Source organism: Clostridium carboxidivorans P7 (assembly GCF_001038625.1).
Classification (GTDB): Bacteria; Bacillota; Clostridia; order Clostridiales; family Clostridiaceae; genus Clostridium_AM; species Clostridium_AM carboxidivorans.
This window is the reverse complement of sequence record NZ_CP011803.1, coordinates 2,523,099-2,540,054: the sequence shown is the minus strand read 5'-3', so window position 1 is coordinate 2,540,054 and position 16,956 is coordinate 2,523,099. Positions and strand designations below refer to the sequence as shown.

Genomic DNA, 16,956 nt, shown 5'->3' with positions numbered 1-16,956 from the left:
TACCTCCATTTTATTTAAGTGAACTATTTGCACTTATAATATCCTGCATGGAAACATTAGGATTCTTGTACCTTTTTTTATTTACTGTATTCTTTCCTATTTGTATAGAAGTTTTTGGACATAAGTGTATGCAGGCAAAACATTGCTGACATTTATGCTGCCAATTAGGTTTGCCATCTATGATTTTAATATTGTCAAAGGCACAAACTTTGCTGCAAATTCCACATCCTATACAATTGTCATCAACACAAAAGCTGCTGTCTTTAGTAGAAAAGTTGTCCATAGATTTTTCAAACTTTGGTGCTAAAAGTCTATCAATAATTAATTTACTTTTTTCAATACCATGATCCTTGCAGTTTTTTATGCAATCTATAATTGTAATAACTTTTTTATCCTTTTGTTTGAATTTTTTTATTTGAGTTTTTTCTGAATTTGCACCATACATAGCTATATAAGTTCCAGGCATTTTTATGACAAATCCACTATTTAATTTCTTTTTCTTTTCTTTTAATATAGAACCAACTTTGTCAAGTGCAAGGCCAGGTAAGAAATTGCAGGTTACTGCAGCAAAAATATAGCTTGTATTAGATAAATCCAATTTGCTTAAAAAATCTTTTACTACAAGGGGAATACTATAGTCATATACTGGAAATACAAAGCCTACTTTTTTTGTGGCAGGTGTTACAATTTCATGATTACTTAATTTAGGTATAGATATAAGTTCAGTTTCCTCAAGGGATTCTTCAATACTTCTAGCAACGTCCAAGCTGTTTCCTGTAGCGGTAAAATAATATATTGTGGTTTTCATTTCATAACACTCCTTACTTTTCATTAATTATTTAAATAAATTAGTAACTCCAAATAGATGATAAAGATTTATAATTTTAAATGACTTTTTTATGTCTTCAGGAGAATGTGACTCCTTAAGAACTTGTATCATCATTGAAATCAAATTTTCATATATGATTTTAATGATATTATAATTCATGGAATTATAGATAATTTTATTATTTTCTTTTGAATAGTTTTCCTTTATATTTTTTATCATATAATTTATAGCTTCATCCTTTATACTTTCATATCTTGTACCTTTGCTTCCATTAAACATTATTAAAATTTGTTCTCTGTTTTTAATCATATAATCAATAAATTCTTCATTTACAAGTTGAAAATCATTCTTTGAGTTTAGTTCATTTGCCGTTTTGTCCTTTGCAAATGTAAGTTTATTAATCAAGATACTTTTCAAGTTTTCTAAGACACTTTCAGGAGCTATTGAATAAAATATTTCTTCTTTGCTCTTGTAGTACCTATATATATTTCCAACTGAAACATTTGATTCTGTTGCAATGTTAGAAATTTTTGTTTTTTCATAACCTTTCTCTACAAAGATTTTTAATGCTGCATTATCGATTTTTTCTTTAATATCGTCTTTTTTATATTGAACCATATTTGTACCTCCTACAAAAGAGAATTATAAATTCGCTTTTGATTGCATTATACTCCTTCCTTTTCCAATTGTCTAGAGTTGATAGTGGAAAATTTTGATTTCATAGATTAATTATGGATTAAATATTGTACCAAATTTCTACAATATGATATAATATTTTTAAAAACATAATGTATGAAGAGTATCATCATGTCGTTATTTTAATATTTATGGAAAAGCGAGTGATAGTATGAAAAAGAATAATTTTAGTTACTTGTTTGATAGAGACCAGATATTTAAAAAAGATCGTAGAATAAATAAGAGGCATAGCTATGACGATATTTTAAGAATTATGAGTGTAAATTCTAAACATGTTAATTTGGAAAGAATAACTGTGGATATTTCTATTTCAGGTATAGGATTTATATCAATCACAAAGTTTGAGATAGATGATATACTAGAAGTGATATTTAAGTATAATAAAATGACTATACCTGCTATTGTTAAAGTAGTTCATATTAATTTATATGATGAGGGATACTTTATTGGTGGCCAATTCGTAGCCATAAAACACATTTATAGGGAAATGTTAAAGCAGGATTTATTATAACTCAACTTTATGAGCACCTGACAAAAGGAAAGGAAGCAAAATTAATGGATTTTAATGTAATGTGGACACTCCAAGGTACAATGTTTTTAATTGTGATTATTGGAGTGTTTATGAGGAAAAAGGGAGTACTTACAGAAAAGGCGAAATCAGTATTAACTGAATTGGTTTTAAATCTTATTTTACCCTGTAATATAATTACTTCCTTCAGAATTGATTTCAATATGGCAGTACTAAAAAAATTTGTAGTTATCATAGTGATTGCTACACTTGCACAAATCCTTTCTTATATTATCTGTAAGTTTGCTTTTAATAGTTATGATATAAGAAAAAGAAAGATTTTCAAATATGGAACACTTGTATCCAATTCAGGTTTTTTAGGTAATCCTATTGCACAAGGTATATTTGGAGCAACAGGGCTTATGTATTCGTCTATTTTTTGCATTCCCAATAGAATTGCTATGTGGTCAGCTGGATTATCACAGTTTACAAATGAAACTGACAAAAAATCAGCAATTAAAAAAGTAGTACTGCATCCTTGTATGATAGCTGTTTACATTGGATTTTTGTTAATGATTACAAGAATACATCTACCTGCATTTATGGAGAAAACTATAAGTAATTTAGGGCAGTGTACTACAGCACTTACCATGATATTGATAGGCTGTATTATAGCAGAAGTTGATGATTTAAAAACTATGATTAATAAGGACGTTATATATTTTACTGTAATCAGACTTGTAATTATTCCTGGATTGGTGTTTCTTGGATGTAAACTAGCTGGAATTGATAAGCTTATTATTGGTGTAGCAGTTATTTTAACAGGAATGCCAGCAGGGAGCACTACAGCTATTTTAGCAGCTAAATATGATGGAGACTATGTATTTGGTACAAAATTGGTGGTGTTTTCTACTGTTATGACTTTATTGTCCGTGCCTATTTGGAGCCTTATATTGAGTTAAGCTAATAGCACAATCTTGAAGAATTGTATAGTGTATATGGAAGTATATTTGTGTATTAATATAATTTAAACCAAAATTGTTAAGTATAGGATATTTATTTCGATAACAAAAGTGTAACAACTTTTTGAAAGGAGATATCTATGTCAATACAAATTAATACATCAAATATTCAAAACAATAATATTACTAATAATAAGAAAAAAGAAAATAAACAACAAAGCTTCAGTAAAGTGTTAGATGAAAAAGTAGATGAGTATGATGAGTATAATGAAGCTTTAAATGGTAAATTGGATGATGAAGATAAGCTTCAATTTAAAGAATTTGAAAAAGCAGGGCTAGATATGGTCCATCATTCATTGGATTATTATAGACGTGATATGAGAACTCTTGGTTTTCCACCACCTTCAGCACCATCATATGTAAGAAAAGCATGGAGAGAGATGCTGGAACAAATGCCACTGCAGCAGAGAAAAGAATTTGAAACAGGTATTATAGCTGTTATGGGTACTATAAGATATAATAATGAACAAATAGACAAGGATATGCAAAAAACAAATTTTTCTTATTGTAATTTTGCGGATGAAATGTTGGATATGGCAAATAGTATTAACCATGGAGTTGGATTTGACAATTCATTAGTTATGAAATATTTAAATATCTTTAAAGAAAATTTAGGTACTAATTAAATAAAATCTAAACGGAGCACTCCTAAAGCTTTAAAACATAAGCCTTAAGGGTACTTTTTTTATTTATAATTGACAATTGGATTATTTAGTACTAATATAAAAATGAATTATAAATTCAGTTTTAAGATAATGGAGAGTAAAATGGTTCAAGTAAAAAAAGATGAGGTCAAAAAAGCAATTGAAAATGCAGCAATAGATATATTTTTAGAAAAAGGATACTTAAATACGAAAATGAGTCATATTGCTGCAAAAGCAAATATTTCTGTAGGCAATATTTATATTTATTTTAAGAACAAAGAAGAGTTATTTTATACTGTTTTACCGCAATCTTTTGCAGATATATTGAGAGATTATAATTCTAGAATATTTCCAATATTAACAAAAGCTTTTTTGAAAAATCAGCAAAACTTAGAAAGGTATCTTCCAACTCATAGAAGAATAGATGATTTAATAGGAAAGAGAAAGAGATTATTAATTTTACTTAGATATAGTAACGGAACAAGATATGAGAATTTGAAAGAAGAAATAATGGAAAATATGACACAACATGAAATTGCATTTTTACAGAAGTGTGGGTTGAATAATTGTGATATGGTTCAAAGTTACAAAATTATAAGAATGGTATTTGATAATATGCTTAATCTATTATTGGATTCATTGGAAGGTGATATGGAAGTTAATGAACGAAGGAACGTAGTAAGATTTTCTTATGAATATAATCTGAATGGATTCAAAAGGTTGCTTAGAGAATATATTAAATAAAACTATTTCATAAATTGGAGGTTCAATATGATTGATTTAGGTTTAACTGATAAAGTGGCGTTAGTAACAGGGGGAACACGAGGACTTGGTAGAGCTATTGCAGAGAAATTAGCAGCAGAAAAAGTAAAAATAGTGGTAACGGGAACTAACGAAGAAAGAGCAAAACAAGCAGCAAATGAAATATCATCAGCTTATGATGTTGAAGCTTTAGGCTTAAAACATGATGTGAGTTCAGAGGAATCAACGAAAGAAGTTGTAAAAGCTATAATTGCAAGGTTCAAAAGAATAGATATATTAGTAAATAATGCAGGGGTTACAAGTGACGGTATAATGATGACCATGAAAAAAGAAAACTGGGATAAGGTGATAAGTACAAATCTCACAGGAGCATTTAACTGCACTAAATTTGTATCAAAGCAGATGTTAAGACAAAAATCTGGAAGTATAGTTAATATGGCTAGTGTTGTAGGTATAACAGGAAATGTTGGTCAGGCAAATTATGCTGCTTCTAAGGCTGGACTTATAGGTTTTACTAAAACAGTAGCAAGAGAATTAGCAGATCGCGGCATAAAGGTAAATGCTGTTGCTCCAGGATATATAGCAACAGATATGACAGCATCACTTCCACAAAAAGTAACTGAAGAAATGTTATCCAAAATTCCAATGAAAGCTTACGGCAGGCCTGAAGCAGTAGCTAGTGCTGTTTTGTTTCTGGTTTCAAACATGTCAGAATACATTACAGGGCAAGTTATAAATGTTGATGGTGGTATGGTAATGCAGTAAAACCATTAGGAGATTTAGAAAATAAGAATTTTTAACTATTATATTGATATTAAGGTGGAAAGTTAAATGATAGATTTATTTAAAGCATTTACTATGAAAGAAGATTTTTTTTACGAGGGTGCATTTATTGCCAAAGTAAAATATCAACGATTTCAATCAAAACTAGATAATGAAACTTATAAAAATGAAATTGTAAAAAACAGCAGAAAGCTTTGTGTAATTAGCTGTAGTGGATATGTTAATAATGAAATTGCAGAAACATTAACAGTTTATTTAATGATGAATGTAAAGGTTAAAGAATCTGTTCAAAAAGAAAATGTTAAAGACTGTGGAACTTTATGGCGTAGTTTTTCAAAAGAGGAAATTTCAAATTTTAGTCATGTAACAGGAGATACAAATTCTATTCATCTAACAGAAAACCCTGTTGTACAAGGGTTATTTATTCTTAAAGAACTTTGTGATACTACTCAAAGTAATGAAATAGAAGTGAAATATATTCATCCTGTTTATGGCGGTAATCCAGTATACATAAAGCATGAAGAAAATATAATCAAAGGTTATAGTGATGATACATTATGCTTTCAAGCACTTTGTATTAAATAAAATCCATATAGGCTAATTTACTTGAAGCATAAAGCAAGCCATTTCATTATATATATCTAGTAGTGATTTATATTAGGAGATGGTATTTACGAAATTTAAATCTATAGCAAATATTCTAGCAATACTAGCGTTTATTATGAGTATAGCTGAAGTGGCAGCAATGCTTATGAGACTGGAATTACCAGAAATCATAATAACAATAATTATAATATTTTTATTTGTTGCTAGTATGTCCGAATTTGTGGAAACTCGTAAACTTAGAAAATTAGCATATCCTATAATTACAATTTATTTTTTTATAATAATGCCTTTAATAGGAGAATTTATACATAATAAAACTCTGAATATTGGTTTTGCTGTATTAAGTTTTTTTATTACTATGATATTTCTATATAGGGACTTAATGCTAACCAGTAAAGAAAAAGGCAACTAACATAATTAAACTCTCCACTATAACACCAGACTTTTTATTGATGGTATTATAGAATAGAGGTGAATTAAAAAATGAATACCTATAGGACGGCAGAAGTGGCAAAAATAATAGGGATACATCCTAACACAGTGCGGCTTTATGAAGAACTTAGCCTTATTCCTAAACCTCATAGACAATCTAACGGTTATCGTGTTTTTACAGATCTTCATATTAAGCAGTTTAAGCTTGCAAGAGTTGCTTTTAAAATTGAAGTGCTTCAAAATGGTCTGCGTAAAAAGGTTGTTGAGATTGTAAAGTTATCTGCAGCAGGAAACTTTAATAAGGCCATTTCGCTTACACATGATTATATAGAACAAATACAAAAAGAACAGAGTAATGCAGAAGAAGCCATAGAAAGTGTAAAACAATTATTATCTAATGAAACAACAGATACATTATCTCTTAAAAGGAAAGAGGCTGCTGAATATTTACAAGTTTCCATGGATGCTTTGAGAAATTGGGAGATGAATGGATTATTAAGTGTAAAGAGAAAGCAAAATGGTTATCGTGTGTATAGAGACGAAGATATTAGACGATTAAGAATTATTCGTTCTCTTCGTTGTGCAAATTACTCTCTTGAAGCTATCTTGAGAATGCTTGGAGCATTATCTAAAAACCCAAATGTGAATATTAAAAAGGTGCTTGATACTCCAGATGAAAGTGATGAAATCATATCTGTATGTGATAAATTGATTACTTCTTTGAAATCTGCTGAAAAAAATGCTCATACAATGTTGCTTCACATTGAAAAAATGAAAAAAGAAATGTGATGGGGTAAAGCCTACACTTTAACACCAATCTTTGTATTGGTGTTATTCTTTTTGTGTAAATGAGTTCAAAGGAGGATAAAGTCATGGAAACCATCATTAAGGTTGAAAATTTAAGCAAATATTATGAAGAAGTGGTGGCAATTGAAAACTTCAATATTACAATTTCTCGTGGTATGGTATTTGGCCTTTTGGGAGCAAATGGTGCAGGTAAAAGTACAACCATTGAGTGCATTTTAGGAACGAAAAAGCCAGATAGTGGAACAGTATCTATTTTGAATATGAATCCACAAACAGAACGTAAAGAGCTGTTTGAAAAGGTAGGTGTTCAATTTCAAGAAACAAATTATCAGGAGAATATAACAGTGGCTGAATTGTGTCAGGTTACGCAGTCACTTTATAAGTCGTCTGAGGATTATAAAGCTTTGCTAAATCAATTTGGATTTTCTGATAAAGCAAAAAGTCTTGTTAGCAAGCTTTCGGGAGGACAAAAACAAAGGTTATTTATTATACTTGCATTGATTCCAAAGCCTGAGGTTGTATTTTTAGATGAGCTAACCACAGGGCTTGACACAAAAGCAAGGCGTGATGTTTGGAAATGTCTTTTACGATTGAAGGAGAAAGGTCTTACTATCTTTTTAAGTTCTCATTTTATGGATGAAGTTGAAGCTTTATGCGATAAAATTTGTATTCTTAAAAATGGGAAAATGATATTTAATGGAACAGTACAAGAAGCAGTTGCTTCAAGTCCTTTTGAAAAATTTGAGGATACTTATCTTTGGTACACAGAGGAGGAAAAAAGATATGAAAACATTTAGTACAATGCTTAAAACTGAATTGAAATTATCTCTGCGAGGAATGGATATGTTTATTTTTGCAATATGTATGCCAGTGGTAGTAATGATTATTTTAGGTATTATCTATGGGAATAAGCCTGCTTTTTATGGAGCAGAATATACTTTTTTAGCTCAATCCTTTGGAGCCATATCCACCATAGCTATTTGTGCAGGTGGGGTTATGGGACTTCCATTAGTAGTATCAGATTATCGCAATAAGAAGATTTTAAAGCGATTTAAGGTAACGCCAACAAGTCCAGCGTTAATTTTAGCAGTTCAGGTAGTCATTTATACTCTTTATTCACTTATTTCATTAGTGCTTGTTTATGCTGTTGCAGCAATTTTCTTTGGTTATAAGTTAAACGGTTCATGGCTTCAATTTACAGGTGGATATTTTTTAGTAATGCTCTCTATGTTTAGCATTGGTATTATGGTCGGAGGTATTGCGCCGAATACAAAAATGGCAAGTGTTATAGCGAGTATTTTGTATTTTCCAATGCTAATCTTTTCTGGAGCCACATTACCCTATGAAGTAATGCCGAAAGCACTTCAAAAATCAGCTGACATATTGCCTCTGACGCAGGGAATAAAACTTTTAAAAGCTGCTTCTCTTGGTTTGCCTGTGAATGGTGTTATTTTTCCTATAGTTATAATGGTTGTACTTGCTATAATCTGTATATTTGTTTCTGTCAGATTTTTTAGATGGGAATAATTTTTGAAAATAATGATAACTATATAAGTACGGCTTTTCTAGATATGTCTATAAATTTAGAAGATATATTTAAGTCGTAAGATTGCATATCCTCTACAAATTGTAGTAATTTGTAGAGGAGATAAATATGGCGGGTAATGAAGTAAAAAGAATTCCATCTAAAAATATATTGGTATTATAATAGATTTTATTTAGTTAAATGATAGATTTCCCAAGTTCAAATGCATCAATTAGTATTTTGGAATTTTCAATGTCATTAGGATTTTCAAATCCTTTGGCAGAGATAATTCCTAAATTTTCAAAACCAAGATAATCACATAATTGTTGATAAGCATTAATCATACAATTTGAAACAAATACATCTTCTTTCCCGGCAACAGATAAAAGAATGGTGTTTTTAATCTTTCTTCCTATTGCACTTTCAGCATAAGTTCGATCGATGACAGTTTTGAGTTGTGCACTGAAACCTAAGTAATAGACTGGTGAACAAAGCACAAGGATATCATTATTTTGTAATGCAGTAATAATTTCAGACATGTCATCATGGATGGCGCATTCACCATTATGATCTTGACAGTAGTTGCAGTTGCAGCATGGTGCAATCTTCTTATTAGCTAATGTAATTTTTGTAATTTTGTTATGTAGTGTTGCTCCTTTAATAAAAGCATCAGCAAGTTTTTCGGAATTTCCATGTCTACGTCCACTTCCAGTTAGCACTAATATTTTTTTCATGTTAAATCTCCTCACTTTTCATATTGTTGTTTTATTTACTATATGTTACCATGGTATTAGATATTTGTATAATTGATATATTTGAAAGAAGATATCAAAATTATTGATGAGGTGTGTATGGAAAATAGGAATCTTTATACATTTAAAAGAGTATGTGAATTAAATAGTATTACAAAAGCTGCAGAACAGCTTGGATATGCTCAATCAACAGTTACTACACAGATTAAGCTGTTAGAAAATGAACTTGGAGTAAAATTATTTGAACGATATGGAAATATGATTCATATTACAGATGTGGGTAAAAAATTATTAGAGTATAGTAATGAGATTTTTAGAATTACAGAAAGATTTTTAGATGAAATGAATGAAGAAAAAGATATATCAGGTTCTATAAGGATTGCGGCAGTAGATTCTGTCTGCATGACAATTCTGCCAAATATTTTAAATCAATTTATACAAGCTTATCCTAAAGTTAATATTAAAATTATATCGGGTACTGCTAATGAATTGAAGCATTTTCTCACAAATGGACTGGCTGACATTGCATTTGTATTAGATTTTAACAAACCATCCGATGAATTACATTCTTTATTAGAAAAAAAAGTTGAACTTGGTTTTTACATAGCAGCGGATGCGCCACTGAAATCTATGGATGTATGTTTGGAGGATTTAAAGAAACAGAGATTTGTTTTGACAGAATCAAATTGTCAATATCGAAAAATAGTAGAATCATTTTTTGAAAGAAATGGAATTGAGCCAGACATATTAATGGAAAGTTCATCAACAGAGGCCATTATTAAAATTGTAGCTAATGGCCTTGGAATAACATATTTGCCTGAACTAGTAGTGAATGAAAATCCAAGGATAAAACGCCTGCATTTGAAAGATAAAGAAAATGAAGAAAAATTGTTTTTAAAGTTACTTATGCATAAAAATAAATGGAAAAGCAAAATAATAAATGAGTTTATCAGAATATGTGAGGTTAATTTTATGTGATATTATGATAACTCTTTTAGGCTAAGCTAATTTAATTAGGTTTGATGGACTATAAATTTCAATTTATAGTGTTGAACTGATGTGCTTTAATCTATGAGAATAATTTATAATATTATTACAAATAATATCTAAGAAAAAATTCACAAAGTGATGTGAAAATATAGTTGAGGTGTTATTTATGAATGATAAATCAAAAGTTATGAAGGTAAAGAAAAATCCTCAAGGTGATATAACCGATGTAATGCTTGAAAATGGCAATGTATATTCAATAGATGAAGCAATAATGATGGCAAAGGACGATTTAATAGAGGGAGTGAATGTTGGAAAAGCAAAAAATGGTAGGGAGTATTTGAGAAGCAATCCCAATGGCAGCGAAGGGGATAATTTAGATAGTAAACCAATTTTTTAAAGTTTTAAATAGTACATGAATTAAAAATATTAGTAAGAAGGATATGTTGGGTATAAATAGTATATCCTTTTTACTAATATTTGAAGCTTCTAATTGCTAAAATTACATCAGCAATACTACTTATATTTTTTTCTGAGACACCAGATATACACAGCCGTAAACAATTGGTATGCTTTGTATTATATTCTTTTAGAAAAAATTCTTCAGCAGTTTTTATCAAAATTCCGTGGTTATAGAGTTTCTTCTCAAGTTCCATAGCATGTACATACTCTGGCAGCTCTAGCCACATGAATATTCCATGCTTTGGAACATGCCATACAAGTTCTTCAGGACTCAATGTTTTAAAAATTTCTTTAGCTTTTGCTAGCTTTATTTCATAAGATTTTTTCACTTTTTTTATATGTTTTTCATACATGCCTGATTTTATGAAAATATCTAAAGCTGCCTGCGTAAGCTGGGAGGTACTAAGATCACTTAGATACTTAAAATTTAATACAGATTTAATAATGGATTCAGGAAATACAGCTGCACCTATTCTTATTCCTGGCATAAAAGTTTTTGAAAAACTCCGTATGTAAATAGAACTTTTATTAATATCATAATAATGAATAGGCATGGACCTATTTTCATTGCCCAAATCTGCTAAATAATCATCTTCTATAATAAGTACATTATATTTATTACAAAGCTCACAGATTTTTCTTTTACTGTTTTCAGAAAGTGTATATCCAGTGGGATTATGATGTCTTGGAATTATATAAAATGCAGTAACATTTTGGTTTTTAAAGATTCTTTCTAATTCATTAAAATCATATCCGTTAAATTTCCTTTCAATACCTATAGTTTCTATCTTTAAGAACTTTGCAAATTCTAATGCAAGATTGTATGTAGGCACTTCAACAAGTAAATTTCCTTTATTGTTTTGAAAAATTGCTTGAAGTACAAGAGTTATGGCTTGTTGAGCACCATGTGTTACAACAATATTTTTAGAAGTTGTATAAATACCATCCTTTTCAAACATGGATTTAAGAGTATCCCTAAAGGGTGATAATCCAGCTGTTGTCCCATAGCCAAACAAAGTGTTTTTATATTGATCTACAGCCTTATTGATTACGTGAGTAAACTCTTTATAAGGAATTAGTTTATCATCAGGTTTTACTGTATTAAAATCCACTTCCTTTTGAATTATCTTTAAATCTTCTTCGTAATCAACTAGATAAAAGCCTCCTCGGGGAATACTAAATAATTTATGTTCTCTTTCAAGTTCATTGTAGGCTTTATTTACAGTGATTTTGTTAATAGAAAGTTCAGATGCTATTTTTCTGCAGCTAGGAAGACGATTACCCTTTTTTATGTTTCCATCTTTAATCTCTTTAAATATATATTTTTTTACTATATCAGTCTTATTTATTTTTTTCATAATACACCTCAGACTAATTTTGTAGTAGTACAGATTAAATATATCAAAATTGAACTACTAATTATTTAATTATATACTTAATTTATAATAGTTTAAACATTATTTAATGTGTTCTGCAGAATACAATACAACTCTTTAATTTGAAAAATTAGTTTTATGAAAGCTGGGATATAATGAAATTATTAAAAGAAAATAAATATAGACAAGTATTGAAAAAAATACATGGGATTCCATATAATACTTTATTTGCAAGGTGTGTGCTGCAATTAAAGGCTCCTGGAAAAGTGTTTGTTGATAACCTAGATAAACCTAGAACTGTTCTTATTTCTACTCTATATGGTATGTCTCTACTTTTTGGAGATACTGAAAATTTAGAGTTTAATACAAGCCTTGCTGATTATATGTTAAATACAGATGGTCGTAGATTGAAATCTGAATGGTTGCAGGTCTATCCTGAAAAATGGAATGATAAGTTGAGAGAGATATTAAATAATAAAATAATAGAGTATTCAAAGGTATCAAAGCAGTATTCTCAATCAGAACTTGAAATTTTTCTTAAAAAAAATAAAAAGAACCATATAATTCAGTGGACTAGAGTAAATTTTGCATACAAAAACACTGATGAAAATATGAAGCTTGAACCTGAATATAGCATAAAATTAATAAATTCTGATATTTACGATGGCATAGAAGGTACTGTGATCCCGAAATATTTTTGGAAGTCCAAGGAAGATTTTTTAGCAAATGGAGAAGGATATGCGTTAATGAAGGACAATAATATAGTATCTGCAGCATTTTCCTCATGGAAGATTGAAAATGAATTAGAAATTGGTATAGAAACATCAGAAAAATACAGAGGCAAGGGCTTTGCAAAAGCTGTTTGCAGTACTATGTTGAATTATTGCAAAGCAAGTGGATATCTACCAATATGGGCTTGTAAAAGAGAAAACACTGGCTCGTATAAATTAGCAAAGAGTTTAGGATTTAAAGAAACTTTTATCATTCCTTATTATGAATTGGTAGAATAAAATTAAAAAGCTTACATTTTGTCTTAAGGATATTTTTGATAAATTCCTTTATTTTAAATAAGTTAAAGCTTATAATGAAAGTAATATTATGGTGTTAACCTAATTTAAATCTAAAAATGAAGGGAGATTATTTTTGTGTTAATGTTGATTGTATGTGCATAGCAAAGGCTATTGTATATACATTACAAATTAGTAATATAAATAGCCTTTGCAAATCCTAAAATAAGTTTTAAATTAGGAGGAGCACAGAGTTGGGCTATAAAAGAGCATTAGATATATTACCAGCAGAACTTATATCTGCAATTCAGGATTATATTGATGGTGAATATGTTTATATACCAAGAAAACAATGTAATAAGAAAGCATGGGGAGAATTGACAGGAAGCAGAGATGAGAATTCCAATAGAAACTTAGAAATTTATAATGAATATAAAAAAGGAGTATCTATAGACTCTCTTTCTGAAATGTATTACTTGTGTCCTAAAAGTATAGAAAAAATATTATCAAAGGTCAAATTGAAAATAGATTAATTAAAATTCGTCATTTAGCAGGAAAATGCTTTATGGCGAATTTTTAATTATGAAAGGTTTTGGCGGTTATTTAATGCAAATATAAATAGTATAATTTTCATAGTTAAAATATTGATATTAAGGAGAAAGGTTTAATGATGAAATTGGAAACTAAAAGACTAACTATAATACCGCTAAATTTGGAACAATTTAATTTGATGTTAAAGGGTATGGATAAAATGGAGAATGTATTGGGGTTAAATAATTCATATGAAATTTTAGATGATCATACTCAAAAGGCAATGGAGTGGCTTTATAAAGAAGCCGAAAAACATAAGGAAAATTATCTATGGTATACAAATTGGCAAATAATATTGAAGAAAGAGAATGTTTCTATAGGAAGTGCCTGCTTTATGGGACAGGCTGATGAAAGCGGTGCTGTTGAAATTGGCTATGGTATTAATGAAAAATATAGATGTAATGGATATATGACAGAAGCAGTAGGGATAATTTCTAAATGGGCATTAAGAGAGCAAGGCATTTCAAGAATTATAGCTTTAACTGAAAAAGATAATTTTGCATCTGAAAAAGTGCTGCAAAAATGTGGGTTTGTAAAATATAAGGAAGATGATGTAAACAATGAGTATTTTATAGTTTAAATGCTTTAGGGGCTAGGTAGATTTACAATATTTATTCTTTAAACTTTATTAAGTTACTTTACAATTAACAAAAGAAAATAGTTTTACCAAATTCTATGTTGACAAATATATCATATACTACTATACTTTATAGTAGTATAATAAATGGTGGTGATTAAATTGTCTTCAATAAATTTAATAATACTTGGCTATTTGAAGAACAAAGAGAAAAGTGCCTATGAAATGGTTAAAGAATTTGATGTCTGGAATCTTACTAAGTGGCTAAAAATCAGTAACCCGTCAATTTATAAAAATATAATTAAATTATGTGAAAATGGATATTTAAATTCAAGAACTGTTAAAGAAGGTGAAATGCCCGAAAAAACATTATATTCACTGAATGAAAAAGGAAATGCATATTTCAATGAATTAATGGAAGAAAGTTCAAAGCATATAGGAAATCTTTATTTGGATTTTAATGCATTTTTAGTCAATATAGAAAATTTACCAGAAGAAAAAAGGAAAGAATACCTTAAAAACTTCAAAGATAAGGCGGCAGAACGTAGGGCATATGTGGAGCCAATTTATAATTACACAAAACAGCACAATGAAAAATCTGGTTCTGAAGTTCTTATATTAGATCTATATAACGAATTCTATACCATTTTAGAAAAATGGGCTGAAAAAGTTTTTGATTATTATAATTAATAATTTAATGTCTCTAAATAAGTCTTTATATTGAGAGACATTTTTTTCGCCCAACTACTATAACTTATAGTAGTTTATTATACACTAATATATTTTGTACTATTTAGGAGGTTTGTATTATGAACAAAAAACATCAAATCATTTCTTTTCTAGCTATTATTTTAGGGTTTTTTATGGCATTGTTAGATACAACTGTAGTAAATATCACTTTGCCTAAAATGGCTGAATACTTTAATACTACTATGGATCATATTTCTTGGGTAGTAAATTCCTATAATCTAGCTACTGCAGTTATTCTAGTAACTGTTTCGAGGTTAGCGGATCAATTTGGCAGAAAAAAACTGTTTATTGCAGGAGTATTTTTATTTACTATATCTTCACTACTATGTGGTATTTCAAATTCACTTCAAGCACTTATATTATTTAGAACAATTCAAGGGCTAGCTGCAGCTTTTGTTGTGACTATTTCAGCGCCTCTTTCTCTTGAAATATTCCCACCAGAAAAGAGAAGAAATATTATGGCACTTTGGGGAGCTTTTTCTGGTCTTGCTGCTGCAAGTGGACCATCCATTGGGGGGATAGTAACTCAATTTTTTAATTGGAGATATATTTTCTTTATTAATGTACCTATAGGTTGCATTTGTATACTATTAACTATGAAATTCATAAAGGAATCATATGACCCAACTGCAAGTAAAAGTATAGACTTTGGGGGAATTATAACAATTTCAATTGCTATGTTTTGTTTAACTTTCGCATTAATGAAGGCTACTGAAAAAGGCTGGACCTCAAGCTTTATCCTTTCCTTGTTTGCAGTTTCTGCTATAGCCCTTATACTATTTATTATTATTGAACTAAAAGTTAAGGAGCCCATGGTTCCACTTAGCTTATTTAAATCTTCACCATTTACGAATGGTTCCATTGCTCTATTCTTACTGGGACTTGGTATGATGTCTGGTACTTATTTGCTATCTTTTTTCCTAATTCAGGTTAAAGGATTAGAACAACTGTCAGCAGGACTTATCATTTCAACTATGTCCTTAACTTCAATGTTTTTTTCATTATTAGCTACTATTTTGACAAAAAAATTAGGCAGCAGAGTTACTAGTGCATTGGGTATTCTTTTACTTTCTACCTCTTGCTACTTAAATAGTTCTCTTACTCAGAATTCTTCAAATATAGATATTATTTTAAGATTAATTGTTGCTGGTTCTGGTACGGGCTTAAGTATGGCAACAATAATAGGTTCTATAGTGGCTAATGTTCCTGTAGATAAAATAGGAATAGCTTCTGGAATAAATAACATGACAAGAACACTTGGAACTGTACTTGGGGTTGCCTTGTTTTTAACTATATTTACATCAAATATGACTACCCAGATGTCTTATGCTAAAGACTCTGCTGTACAAACAATACAAAATGACACTGTATTTGATAATAAAACCAAGCTGAACATGATTTCTTCTGTTAAAGCAGGTAGTGCTAAAAATGTTAGTCTATCAGAAATATTAAACACAATTGATGAAAAAGAAGCTGCTGTGTTAGACTCATCTTCAGCGATTTATAAAGATAGCATCAAAGAAAGTTTTGAAGCTCAAAAGAAAGAAACAAAGAAAATAGTACCTTATATCCAAGATACCTTTTTGACCTATACCGTTAAATCTTTTAGTTTTACATTTAAAGTGAGCGCTGTGATTCTTTTACCAGGTATACTTTTTGCATTATTCAGTGATAAGAAGAGAAAAAATGAATTAAAAAATAGACAGTTTGTTGAAAGCACAGATAATGCTTCAGCAAGCTAAATTGAGTAGAAGCTGAATAATTATTTTATTCAGCTATTCTCATATTACTGTGTATACTGTTTAGTACACAGTGGTTCAATAAGAATTAACGTACTTGT

Annotated in this window: 21 protein-coding genes; 17 read left to right on the top strand and 4 right to left on the bottom strand. The window is 29.5% G+C overall.

What is annotated here, in order from left to right:
- Positions 1–10 precede the first annotated feature (10 nt).
- Both Ccar_RS11115 and Ccar_RS11110 read right to left on the bottom strand, forming a co-directional pair.
- A complete protein-coding gene (locus Ccar_RS11115; RefSeq protein ID WP_007061234.1) occupies positions 11–808 on the bottom strand; it encodes an EFR1 family ferrodoxin in 798 nt (265 codons plus the stop codon).
- 27 nt (positions 809–835) lie between these two features.
- Positions 836–1,447: a TetR/AcrR family transcriptional regulator gene (locus Ccar_RS11110; protein WP_007065021.1), complete on the bottom strand. Its 612-nt coding sequence runs from the start codon at positions 1,445–1,447 to the stop codon at positions 836–838.
- A 229-nt stretch (positions 1,448–1,676) separates the two neighbouring features.
- Between Ccar_RS11110 and Ccar_RS11105 the strand changes: the two genes are divergently transcribed.
- The 10 genes from Ccar_RS11105 (at position 1,677) to Ccar_RS11060 (ending at position 8,616) form a co-directional block, all read left to right on the top strand.
- Positions 1,677–2,036 (top strand): PilZ domain-containing protein, encoded by a 360-nt coding sequence (locus tag Ccar_RS11105; RefSeq protein ID WP_007061237.1) that lies wholly within the window; start codon positions 1,677–1,679, stop codon positions 2,034–2,036.
- 44 nt (positions 2,037–2,080) lie between these two features.
- The gene (locus Ccar_RS11100) at positions 2,081–2,995 is read left to right on the top strand and encodes an AEC family transporter (protein ID WP_007061238.1); all 915 of its coding nucleotides are present in this window, start codon (positions 2,081–2,083) and stop codon (positions 2,993–2,995) included.
- A gap of 140 nt (positions 2,996–3,135) precedes the next feature.
- Entirely contained in the window at positions 3,136–3,681 is a 546-nt protein-coding gene (locus tag Ccar_RS11095; protein ID WP_007061239.1) for a hypothetical protein, read from the top strand.
- 141 nt (positions 3,682–3,822) lie between these two features.
- A complete protein-coding gene (locus tag Ccar_RS11090) occupies positions 3,823–4,443 on the top strand; it encodes a TetR/AcrR family transcriptional regulator (RefSeq protein WP_007061240.1) in 621 nt (206 codons plus the stop codon).
- A gap of 27 nt (positions 4,444–4,470) precedes the next feature.
- Positions 4,471–5,226: a 3-oxoacyl-[acyl-carrier-protein] reductase gene (gene fabG / locus Ccar_RS11085; RefSeq protein ID WP_007061241.1), complete on the top strand. Its 756-nt coding sequence runs from the start codon at positions 4,471–4,473 to the stop codon at positions 5,224–5,226.
- 66 nt (positions 5,227–5,292) lie between these two features.
- Complete coding sequence (locus Ccar_RS11080; RefSeq protein ID WP_007061242.1) at positions 5,293–5,829, top strand: MaoC family dehydratase; 537 nt, start codon at positions 5,293–5,295, stop codon at positions 5,827–5,829.
- 79 nt (positions 5,830–5,908) lie between these two features.
- The gene (locus tag Ccar_RS11075; RefSeq protein ID WP_007061243.1) at positions 5,909–6,262 is read left to right on the top strand and encodes a hypothetical protein; all 354 of its coding nucleotides are present in this window, start codon (positions 5,909–5,911) and stop codon (positions 6,260–6,262) included.
- A 71-nt stretch (positions 6,263–6,333) separates the two neighbouring features.
- Positions 6,334–7,071, top strand: a complete 738-nt coding sequence (locus Ccar_RS11070) for a MerR family transcriptional regulator (RefSeq protein WP_007061244.1) — start codon at positions 6,334–6,336, stop codon at positions 7,069–7,071.
- A gap of 83 nt (positions 7,072–7,154) precedes the next feature.
- A complete protein-coding gene (locus Ccar_RS11065; RefSeq protein ID WP_007061245.1) occupies positions 7,155–7,886 on the top strand; it encodes an ABC transporter ATP-binding protein in 732 nt (243 codons plus the stop codon).
- The gene (locus tag Ccar_RS11060) at positions 7,873–8,616 is read left to right on the top strand and encodes an ABC transporter permease (RefSeq protein WP_007061246.1); all 744 of its coding nucleotides are present in this window, start codon (positions 7,873–7,875) and stop codon (positions 8,614–8,616) included. Before Ccar_RS11065 ends, Ccar_RS11060 begins: the two co-directional genes overlap by 14 nt.
- 195 nt (positions 8,617–8,811) lie before the next feature.
- Here Ccar_RS11060 and Ccar_RS11055 read toward each other — a convergent pair whose 3' ends face one another.
- Positions 8,812–9,348: a flavodoxin family protein gene (locus tag Ccar_RS11055; RefSeq protein WP_007061247.1), complete on the bottom strand. Its 537-nt coding sequence runs from the start codon at positions 9,346–9,348 to the stop codon at positions 8,812–8,814.
- A 117-nt stretch (positions 9,349–9,465) separates the two neighbouring features.
- Here Ccar_RS11055 and Ccar_RS11050 point away from each other — a divergent pair, with 117 nt between their 5' ends.
- Complete coding sequence (locus tag Ccar_RS11050; RefSeq protein WP_007061248.1) at positions 9,466–10,344, top strand: LysR family transcriptional regulator; 879 nt, start codon at positions 9,466–9,468, stop codon at positions 10,342–10,344.
- A 178-nt stretch (positions 10,345–10,522) separates the two neighbouring features.
- Entirely contained in the window at positions 10,523–10,753 is a 231-nt protein-coding gene (locus Ccar_RS11045; protein ID WP_007061249.1) for a DUF3892 domain-containing protein, read from the top strand.
- Between the two features lie 73 nt (positions 10,754–10,826).
- Here the strand turns inward: Ccar_RS11045 and Ccar_RS11040 are convergent, their stop codons facing one another.
- Complete coding sequence (locus Ccar_RS11040; protein WP_007061250.1) at positions 10,827–12,173, bottom strand: aminotransferase-like domain-containing protein; 1,347 nt, start codon at positions 12,171–12,173, stop codon at positions 10,827–10,829.
- A 173-nt stretch (positions 12,174–12,346) separates the two neighbouring features.
- On the opposite strand from Ccar_RS11040, the gene Ccar_RS11035 reads away from it, so the two are divergent.
- From Ccar_RS11035 to Ccar_RS11015, 5 genes are all read left to right on the top strand, one after another.
- The gene (locus Ccar_RS11035) at positions 12,347–13,201 is read left to right on the top strand and encodes a GNAT family N-acetyltransferase (RefSeq protein ID WP_007061251.1); all 855 of its coding nucleotides are present in this window, start codon (positions 12,347–12,349) and stop codon (positions 13,199–13,201) included.
- A gap of 251 nt (positions 13,202–13,452) precedes the next feature.
- Complete coding sequence (locus Ccar_RS11030; RefSeq protein WP_007061252.1) at positions 13,453–13,731, top strand: CD3324 family protein; 279 nt, start codon at positions 13,453–13,455, stop codon at positions 13,729–13,731.
- Positions 13,732–13,865: 134 nt separating this feature from the next.
- Positions 13,866–14,369, top strand: coding sequence for a GNAT family N-acetyltransferase (locus tag Ccar_RS11025; RefSeq protein ID WP_007061253.1), 504 nt, complete (start codon positions 13,866–13,868; stop codon positions 14,367–14,369).
- Positions 14,370–14,528: 159 nt separating this feature from the next.
- Positions 14,529–15,056 (top strand): PadR family transcriptional regulator, encoded by a 528-nt coding sequence (locus tag Ccar_RS11020; protein WP_007061254.1) that lies wholly within the window; start codon positions 14,529–14,531, stop codon positions 15,054–15,056.
- A 119-nt stretch (positions 15,057–15,175) separates the two neighbouring features.
- The gene (locus tag Ccar_RS11015; protein ID WP_007061255.1) at positions 15,176–16,858 is read left to right on the top strand and encodes an MFS transporter; all 1,683 of its coding nucleotides are present in this window, start codon (positions 15,176–15,178) and stop codon (positions 16,856–16,858) included.
- The last annotated feature ends 98 nt before the right edge of the window (positions 16,859–16,956 follow it).

What these genes read in the sequence shown, in the direction of transcription:
- Ccar_RS11115 (WP_007061234.1), bottom strand. Translation starts at nt 808, where the DNA reads ATGAAAACCACAATATATTATTTTACCGCTACAGGAAACAGCTTGGAC.
- Ccar_RS11110 (WP_007065021.1), bottom strand. Translation starts at nt 1,447, where the DNA reads ATGGTTCAATATAAAAAAGACGATATTAAAGAAAAAATCGATAATGCA.
- Ccar_RS11105 (WP_007061237.1), top strand. Translation starts at nt 1,677, where the DNA reads ATGAAAAAGAATAATTTTAGTTACTTGTTTGATAGAGACCAGATATTT.
- Ccar_RS11100 (WP_007061238.1), top strand. Translation starts at nt 2,081, where the DNA reads ATGGATTTTAATGTAATGTGGACACTCCAAGGTACAATGTTTTTAATT.
- Ccar_RS11095 (WP_007061239.1), top strand. Translation starts at nt 3,136, where the DNA reads ATGTCAATACAAATTAATACATCAAATATTCAAAACAATAATATTACT.
- Ccar_RS11090 (WP_007061240.1), top strand. Translation starts at nt 3,823, where the DNA reads ATGGTTCAAGTAAAAAAAGATGAGGTCAAAAAAGCAATTGAAAATGCA.
- fabG (WP_007061241.1), top strand. Translation starts at nt 4,471, where the DNA reads ATGATTGATTTAGGTTTAACTGATAAAGTGGCGTTAGTAACAGGGGGA.
- Ccar_RS11080 (WP_007061242.1), top strand. Translation starts at nt 5,293, where the DNA reads ATGATAGATTTATTTAAAGCATTTACTATGAAAGAAGATTTTTTTTAC.
- Ccar_RS11075 (WP_007061243.1), top strand. Translation starts at nt 5,909, where the DNA reads ATGGTATTTACGAAATTTAAATCTATAGCAAATATTCTAGCAATACTA.
- Ccar_RS11070 (WP_007061244.1), top strand. Translation starts at nt 6,334, where the DNA reads ATGAATACCTATAGGACGGCAGAAGTGGCAAAAATAATAGGGATACAT.
- Ccar_RS11065 (WP_007061245.1), top strand. Translation starts at nt 7,155, where the DNA reads ATGGAAACCATCATTAAGGTTGAAAATTTAAGCAAATATTATGAAGAA.
- Ccar_RS11060 (WP_007061246.1), top strand. Translation starts at nt 7,873, where the DNA reads ATGAAAACATTTAGTACAATGCTTAAAACTGAATTGAAATTATCTCTG.
- Ccar_RS11055 (WP_007061247.1), bottom strand. Translation starts at nt 9,348, where the DNA reads ATGAAAAAAATATTAGTGCTAACTGGAAGTGGACGTAGACATGGAAAT.
- Ccar_RS11050 (WP_007061248.1), top strand. Translation starts at nt 9,466, where the DNA reads ATGGAAAATAGGAATCTTTATACATTTAAAAGAGTATGTGAATTAAAT.
- Ccar_RS11045 (WP_007061249.1), top strand. Translation starts at nt 10,523, where the DNA reads ATGAATGATAAATCAAAAGTTATGAAGGTAAAGAAAAATCCTCAAGGT.
- Ccar_RS11040 (WP_007061250.1), bottom strand. Translation starts at nt 12,173, where the DNA reads ATGAAAAAAATAAATAAGACTGATATAGTAAAAAAATATATATTTAAA.
- Ccar_RS11035 (WP_007061251.1), top strand. Translation starts at nt 12,347, where the DNA reads ATGAAATTATTAAAAGAAAATAAATATAGACAAGTATTGAAAAAAATA.
- Ccar_RS11025 (WP_007061253.1), top strand. Translation starts at nt 13,866, where the DNA reads ATGATGAAATTGGAAACTAAAAGACTAACTATAATACCGCTAAATTTG.
- Ccar_RS11015 (WP_007061255.1), top strand. Translation starts at nt 15,176, where the DNA reads ATGAACAAAAAACATCAAATCATTTCTTTTCTAGCTATTATTTTAGGG.